This is a genomic window from Streptomyces sp. NPDC004561 (assembly GCF_053602155.1).
This window is the reverse complement of the sequence record NZ_JBSGDB010000433.1, coordinates 1-7,479: the sequence shown is the minus strand read 5'-3', so window position 1 is coordinate 7,479 and position 7,479 is coordinate 1. Positions and strand designations below refer to the sequence as shown.

At 72.2% G+C, this 7,479-nt stretch carries 5 protein-coding genes; 2 read left to right on the top strand and 3 right to left on the bottom strand.

Annotation, left to right across the window (positions count from 1 at the left end; all coding sequences use genetic code 11):
• Positions 1-1,302, bottom strand: a 1,302-nt coding sequence (locus ACWEN3_RS36790; protein WP_452980148.1) for an FAD-dependent oxidoreductase, incomplete at its 3' end; no start/stop codon positions are given.
• 213 nt (positions 1,303-1,515) lie between these two features.
• Here ACWEN3_RS36790 and ACWEN3_RS36785 point away from each other — a divergent pair.
• On the top strand, positions 1,516-2,574 hold the full coding sequence (locus tag ACWEN3_RS36785; RefSeq protein WP_452980145.1) for an NAD-dependent epimerase/dehydratase family protein: 1,059 nt from the start codon (positions 1,516-1,518) through the stop codon (positions 2,572-2,574).
• Positions 2,575-2,592: 18 nt separating this feature from the next.
• Here the strand turns inward: ACWEN3_RS36785 and ACWEN3_RS36780 are convergent, their stop codons facing one another.
• Entirely contained in the window at positions 2,593-4,581 is a 1,989-nt protein-coding gene (locus ACWEN3_RS36780; protein ID WP_452980142.1) for an NlpC/P60 family protein, read from the bottom strand.
• 402 nt (positions 4,582-4,983) lie between these two features.
• Here ACWEN3_RS36780 and ACWEN3_RS36775 point away from each other — a divergent pair, with 402 nt between their 5' ends.
• Positions 4,984-6,984: a DUF1996 domain-containing protein gene (locus ACWEN3_RS36775; protein ID WP_452980151.1), complete on the top strand. Its 2,001-nt coding sequence runs from the start codon at positions 4,984-4,986 to the stop codon at positions 6,982-6,984.
• Positions 6,985-6,993: 9 nt separating this feature from the next.
• Here the strand turns inward: ACWEN3_RS36775 and ACWEN3_RS36770 are convergent.
• Positions 6,994-7,479, bottom strand: a 486-nt coding sequence (locus tag ACWEN3_RS36770; RefSeq protein WP_452980139.1) for a lipoprotein, incomplete at its 5' end; no start/stop codon positions are given.

The window sequence follows — 7,479 nt, the reverse complement described above, 5'->3', positions numbered from 1 at the left end:
CGGCTCGCCCAGCGCGCGCTCGGCGGCGTCCAGCCTGTGCCAGCCCTCCCAGGTGGTGAAGCGGACCTCGCGCTCGGCGAGGAAGGCGTCCACGGCCTCCGGCGCGGGCGAGGCCGGGGTGTGCAGACGGCCGTGGGCGTAGTCGTCCAGCAGGTTGGACACCGTCTCGTTGGCGTCGCCCTTGGTGTGGCCGATGAGACCGACCGGGCCGCGCCGGATCCAGCCGGTGACGTAGGTGGACTGCAGGTGGGAGCCGCCCTCCTCGATCACCCGGCCGCCCTCGTCCGGGACGGTGCCCGAGTCCAGGTCCCAGGGCAGCTTGGGAAGCTTCTCGGAGAGGTAGCCGACCGCGCGGTAGACGGCGGTGACGTCCCAGTCCTTGAACTCGCCGGTGCCCTTGACGTTGCCGGTGCCGTCGAGGGCGGTGCGCTCGGTGCGCAGGCCGACGACTCTGCCGTCCTCGCCGAGGATCTCCGCGGGGGACTCGAAGAAGTGCAGGAACAGCTTGTGCGGACGGTTGCCGACGTCTCGGATCGCCCAGTTCTCCAGGGTCTTGGCGACCATGTCGGCCTGCTTGTTGCCGCGCCGGGTCTCGATCGAGCCCGCGTCGTAGTCGATGTCCTCGGGGTCGACGACGACCTCGATGTTCGGGGAGTGGTCCAGCTCGCGCAGCTCCATGGGGCTGAACTTCGCCTGGGCCGGGCCCCGGCGGCCGAAGACGTGGATCTCCAGGGCCTTGTTCGCCTTCAGACCGTCGTAGACGTTCTGCGGGATCTCGGTCGGCAGCAGCTCGTCGGCCGTCTTCGCGAGGACGCGGGCCACGTCGAGGGCCACGTTGCCGACGCCGAGCACCGCGACCTTCTCGGCCTCCAGGGGCCAGGTGCGGGGCACGTCCGGGTGGCCGTCGTACCAGGAGACGAAGTCGGCGGCGCCGTAGGAACCGGCCAGGTCGATGCCGGGTATGGAAAGCTCGCGGTCGGCCATCGCGCCGGTGGAGAAGATCACCGCGTCGTAGAAGGCGCGCAGGTCGTCGAGGCTGATGTCCGTCGGGTAGTCGACGTTGCCGAAGAGGCGGATCTGCGGCTTGTCGAGCACCTGGTGCAGGGCGTTGACGATGCCCTTGATGCGCGGGTGGTCGGGGGCGACTCCGTACCGGATCAGGCCGAACGGGGCGGGCATCCGCTCGAAGAGGTCGATGGAGACGCCGGGCTCGGCGGCCACCTCGGACTTGAGCAGCGCGTCGGCTGCGTAGATCCCGGCGGGGCCGGCTCCGACTATGGCTACCCGCAGGGCGCGCGGCATGATCAGGTTCCCTTCGAGTGTGAATGGGCTACTCGATCACGAAGCCTAAGCTAAGGCAGACCTAAGTTGGTACGCGGGTCCGGTCTATGACCTCATAAGGGGACCTTATGACTTCCCCAGAGGTCGCTTATGGCCCGGGGTGTTCCCTCGGGGCGCACCCGTGCCCGACCCTGTCCTCGTGTCCGAGGGGCCGGAAGGCGGGGGAGGGACGGCGTGAGCGCACAGGCGGGGACGACCGTAGCGGTGACGGGCGGCGGCGGCTTCGTCGCCAGCCATCTGGTCCGGCGGCTCCTGGGGCGGGGCTACCGGGTGCACGCCACCGTGCGGAACAGGGCCGACGCGGCGAAGATCCGGCCGCTGTGGGAGATGCAGGAGGCGTTCCCCCGCCAACTGGAGCTGTTCGAGGCCGACTTGCTGAAGGAGGCCGGCTTCGGCGCCGCCTTCCGCGGCTGCTCGGCCGTCTTCCACGTGGCCTCGCCGTTCCTGATGCCGGAACGGATCAAGGACGGCCGCCGGGACGTCGTGGACCCGGCGCTGCTCGGCACCCGCAACGTGCTCGCGGCCCTGGGACGTACCCCCGAGGTCCGGACCCTGGTGTTCACCTCCACCGTGGGCGCGATCTTCGGCGACTACGCCGACGTCCTCAGGATGGACGGATGTGTGCTCTCGGAGCGGTACGTCAACACCACCAGCACGGTGGAGAACAACCCCTACCACTACGCCAAGGCCCTCGCGGAGCGGACCGCCTGGGAGGCCGAGGCGGCACAGGACCGCTGGCGCATGGTGTCCGTCAACCCCGGCCTGATCCTCGGGCCCTCCTTCACCCCCGCCTCGGAGTCCGGCAGCCTCTTCCTCCTCGACGAGCTGTTCCAGGGCTACTTCTGCTACGGCGCCCCCGACTTCAGCTTCACCACGGCGGACGTGCGGGACGTGGCCGACGCGCACATAGCGGCCGCCGAGAATCCCGAGGCCCACGGACGGTACATCGTCGCCGCCGAGACCATGACCTCGTTCCACGAGATGTCCCGCATCATCCGCACCCGCCATCCCCGAGACCTCCGGCTGCCGCGCACCAGGCTCCCGCACTGGCCGGTACGCGTCCTGGGCCCCGCGTTCGGACTCACCCAGGACTACATCCGCAAGCACCTCGGCATCCGCTTCCGCGTCGACAACAGCCGCGGCGTCCGCGAACTGGGCCTGACCTACCGCCCCGTGGAGGAGACCCTGCTCGACCACTACGAGAGCAGACGTACCGGGCGCCGGGGCCGCTGAGCCCGTACGCCCGAGGGGTCAGGCGGGCCTGATGATCCGGTGGATCGCCGCCTCCCCGGCGCCGTAGATCGACTCCTCGCGGATGGTCGACCCCGGGCCGGGGGCGTGGATCATCAGGCCGCCACCGACGTGGAGGCCGACATGCCGGTCGTCGTCGAAGAACAGGACGAGATCACCGGGCTCGATCCCGGCCGGCATGACCGGTGCGCCGGCCAGCGCCTGCTGGTGCGCGGCCCGCGGCAGCGTGACCCCGGCGGCCTTCCACGCGGCCTGCGTGAGACTCGAGCAGTCGTACGAGTCCGGCCCCGTCGCACCCCACACACAGGGCTTCCCGACCTGCGCCCGAGCGAACGCGATGGCCTTGGCGGCCCGCACCGCACGGGGGGACTCGGGGGCGGGGCCGCTCTCGGCGAGCGGGGCGGGGGCGGACGGGTATGGGAAGGAGCCGGTGTCGGCGACCGGAGGGGCGGACGCCGGGTAGGTGGGCGTGGCGGCTGGGTCGGGCGCCGGGTACGTGAAGGAGCCGGTGTCCGTGAGCGGTGCGGCGGGGGCCGGGTAGGTGAGGGGGCCGGTGTCCGTGGTCGGTGTGGCAGGCGCCGGGTAGGTGAAAGAGCCCGTGTCGGTTGTCCACTGAGGCTGCTGCCACTGCCCTGACGGGGTCATGTCCTGTTGCGCGGGGAGCGGTTGGCCCGGGATTCCGGCGCTCAGTTGGGCCATGCGGCCCGCACCGAGCAGGGGAGCCCGCGTCGCCGCGCCGCTCCGGGCCGGCATCGCGGGTGCGGACTGCGCGGTCGTGACAGCGGTGGGGAACTGGGCGGTGCGCCAGGTGAGCAGGTCACGGGCGGTGCCGAGCTTGCGGCGGATGTCCGCCTTGGCGGCACCGGGGGAGGGGCGGCCCGGCGCGGCGGTGGGCAGGAGCCGCGGCTCCTGGACCGAGTCGCCGAGCCCGGAGGGAGCCGCGGCGACCGGGAGGACGGCCGTCTCGACGGGACCGAGGCCGACGGGTGCGGCGAGGCCGAGGCCAGGGGGCACCGGGCCCACGAGGCCGAGCGGTTCCGCCGTACCGAGGCCGGGTGTCGCCGTACCGGCAGCGCTGACCTGTTCCACCGCACCGAGACCGAATGCCCCTGGAGCCGAGAGCCCGGCCGGTTCCGCTCCTCCGAATCCGGGCATCGCCGGACCCACAGGGCTGAGCTGTTCCGGCACACCGAGTCCGAGTGCCTCCGCGCCGCCGAGTCCGCGCGCTTCCACTCCGCCTGCGCCGGGTGCTGTTGCCCAGCCGAGTCCGGTCGCTTCGGCCGTACGTCGGCCAGGCTCGGTTGCCCAGGCGAATCCGTCTGCGCCGGGTGTCGGTTCCCAGCCGAGTCCGGCCGGTTCCACCCCACCCGTGCTGGGTACCGCCGACCATCCAAGCCCGGCCGATGAATCCTGCGTACCGCTGCCGGACTGGGCCGGTTCCGGTTCCGGTGCCGTGCGGCCGGTCAGGGACCGGTTGTCCTGTGCACCGGGCAAAGCCGGGGACCCGCCGGGGAGTTCGGGGCGACGGGGTCCGGGGAGGGCGGGGCGTGCGCCGTCCGGGGCCGGCAGGGCGAGGCCAGCAGCGGTCGACGACTGGCCGGGCGGCAGCTCGGCGACCGCGCGGCCGGTTGACCGTTCGAGGGCCGGCAGGCCGAGGGCCGCGGGGTCCCACTCGCGCTCGGGCAGGCCGCCACCCGACCGCCCCCGGGAACGCGCGGAGCCCGCCGAGGGGTTGGGCTGCCGGTCGGCCGGCAGGACCGCGGGGACCAACGGGCCCATCTTGGCGCGTGCCGCCTCGAACCACTGCTGGGTCATCGCGTCGAGAGCGGGATCCGGGCGCCGGCCCGACCGCTTGGCCAGCGGGACTCCACGCGAACGCTTCTGGGCCGCCATGGCCCGTGTCGCGTTGAAGTTCCCTGTCGCGTTCTCGGCCTGGTCGTACAGGGAGTTGATCCGCTGCTGAACCTCGTCGCGGTTCTCCGGCGCCATGGAAGACGTGCTCCTTCCTTGCCCCGCGGGGCAGTTGGGCCGTTCGGTCCGGACTCCGCCGAGTGCGCGGAGCCGGGATACGGCGGCTCGCCGGGGGTCAGCCGACCGCCGAGCGTCAACCTAGCCAACGTGTGTACCTCGTGTGAAGGTTGAGGTCTTAAATGTCCGATACGTATTTGTGATGTTCGTGGTGACGTTCGAAAGGGAAGTGCCGGGGCCCGCGTGTTCCTGTGAGGTCCCCATGAATTCCCGATTCGGTTGAACACAATGGCCCCGCCCTCCGTATGGGGCGGGGGAACTCCATGCCCGACCGTTGAACACACACAGGGGACGACCTTGGTACGCAACAGGCGCAGACGCCACACCGGCGCACGACGCGCGACCTTCGCAGCAGTGGCCCTGATGCTGGGCGGCGGCGGACTCGTCGCGGCGAACGTCTACGCCTCCGCCAGCGAGGGCTGGGGCGGCGGGACCACCGCCGACGCCGGGGGACACGTCCTGTCCGCGGGCATGGCCACGATCTACTGCCCCGACGTCGGCACCCGCCTGACCGCCGTCCCGGAGGCCGCCCGTCAGGACGTGGACCGCGAACTCGCCCGGCTCGACCAGCAGACCGCGGCGGCGTACCGGCAGTTGCAGCAGGCGGGACAGGCCACCGGCTCCGCCGACAGCACGATCATGGAGCCCCTGAAGGAGAAGCGGACGGCGGCCCTCGGGCGGATCGCCGACGCCATCGACCGGGCCGGAGACCGTCCGCAGGGCCTGGACTCGCTCGCCGCGTGCACCCTGCACACCGCGGGTGACGGCACGGGCGGCGGCGGTCAGGCCTCCGTCCCGCCGAGCGAGGGAGCCCAGCAGAGCGGCGGCGGCACGGGTCAGAACGGCGGTACGGGTCAGAACGGTGCGGGCCAGGGCGGCAACGGGCCCGTCGTCTCCGACTACGCGGACATCACCTCCGTACAGCCCGACGTGCCGAACCCGCCCCAGCAGGACGGCGCCTCGCGCGGCAGCTTCACCTCCGACTGCGGGGTCAACGCCAACGGCCTGTTCAACTCGGACAACGTCATCGTGGCTCCCGGAGTCACCAACGGCGCCCACCACTTCCACGACTACGTGGGAAACCAGGGCAACAACGCCTTCGCCAGCGACCAGGCCCTGGCCGACGCCGGCACGAGCTGCGTGGACAAGGGCGACAAGTCCTCGTACTACTGGCCGGTGCTGCGTCTGCAGAACGGCACCCAGGAGCGGGACGCCGGGTCCCCGGGAGGCGGCACGGAGGGCAACGCCGGCCAGATCGTCACGCCCAAGCAGGTGACGCTGACCTTCCTGGGCAACCCGCGGGGTCAGGTGACCGCCATGCCACGCCTGCTGCGCATCATCACCGGCGACGCCAAGGCCTTCGTCAACGGCCCCGCCAACGCCAACGCGTCCTGGAGCTGCACCGGTTACGAGAACCGGCAGCTGAAGGACAAGTACCCGCTGTGCCCGCCGGGCAGCGACGTGGTGCGCTCCTTCCGGTTCCAGAGCTGCTGGGACGGCCGCAACATCGACAGCGCCAACCACCGCACCCATGTGGCCTTCGCCGCCGAGGACGGCTCGTGCCAGGCGGGTTTCGTCGCCATCCCGCAGCTCGTGGAGCGCATCGTCTACGACGTCCCCGCGCCGAGCCTCCAGGACGGCGGCCGTACGGTCCCGCTGTTCGCGGTGGACTCCTTCCCCGAGCAGCTGCACAAGCCCGTCACCGACCACGGTGACTTCATCAACGTCTTCGACGAGAACCTGATGCGGACGGTGGTCGACTGCATCAACTCCGGCCGCACCTGCGGCCCGACGGGCGGCGACTCCGGTACGACGGCGGCGCCGACGGCGAGTTCCGGCACCGGTTCGGCACCGGGCTCGGGCGACACCGCGACGGCGGCGCCCGGCGCGAGCGCGACGGCCGCGCCGACGGTGACCGCCGCGCCGACGGCGACCGCTGCCGGACCCGGCGATCTGCCGAGGACCGACGCGACGATCTCCCCGAGTCACACCACCCCGGGTCACACCACCAAGCACAGCGAGCCGGCACCGTCCGCGAAGCCGACCGCGGCCCCGGCGTCCCGCTCGGCCGGGTCGGAGGACGGAAAGACCGGCCGGGCCACGAGCACCGAGCACGCGGAGTCCCCGTCGCCCCGGACCACCTCGACCGGGTCGGGCCAGGCCCAGCCGGCGCCGTCCGTGTCCACCACGCCCCCGGCCTCGGCCGCCGGATACGTCCCGCCCGCGGCGTCAGGGACCGAGCCCCAGGCGGCACGTGGCGGACTGGCGGAGACCGGGGCCCACCTGTGGCCCGCCGCCATCGGCACCCTGCTCGCCCTGTCCGGCGCGTTCATGCTGCTCCGGGCCAGGCGGCTGCGCTACTGACGGCGGCCGTCAGGAGAGCGCCATGCTCCGCTTGGCCAGCTCGTACGCGGGCAGCATCGCGTCGTGCTCCTCGGTGTCCATACCGCCGAGGTGCACGACGACCGGGCCGTGCGGTGTGCTGACGGCGAAGGCGCTCTCCTTCTTCGTCTCGTCAAGGAGCTTGCTCGTGTAGAGGTACTCCACCTCGACGCCGTCGAGGCCGCCGCCGGTCCGGATGGCGCGGTACCTCTCCTTGCTGACGTTGTCCTCCGCGGCGACGAACGCCCGCAGCACACCGCGCGCGTCGGCGCCGCCCGGCGTGCCGGTCCACACCCGCAGGAAACCGATGTCGCCGGCCGGTTTGGCGTCGATCTCGCAGGCGGCCTTGACCGGCCCCTGGCGCAGGAGGGCGTCGGCGAGCGCCCCGGTCAACTCCTCGACGGCCGAGGGGATCTCCACCTTTCCCGCGCGCAGCAGTTCGTACGCGCGCGGGTGCTCCGCCAGCGCCAGCAGGCC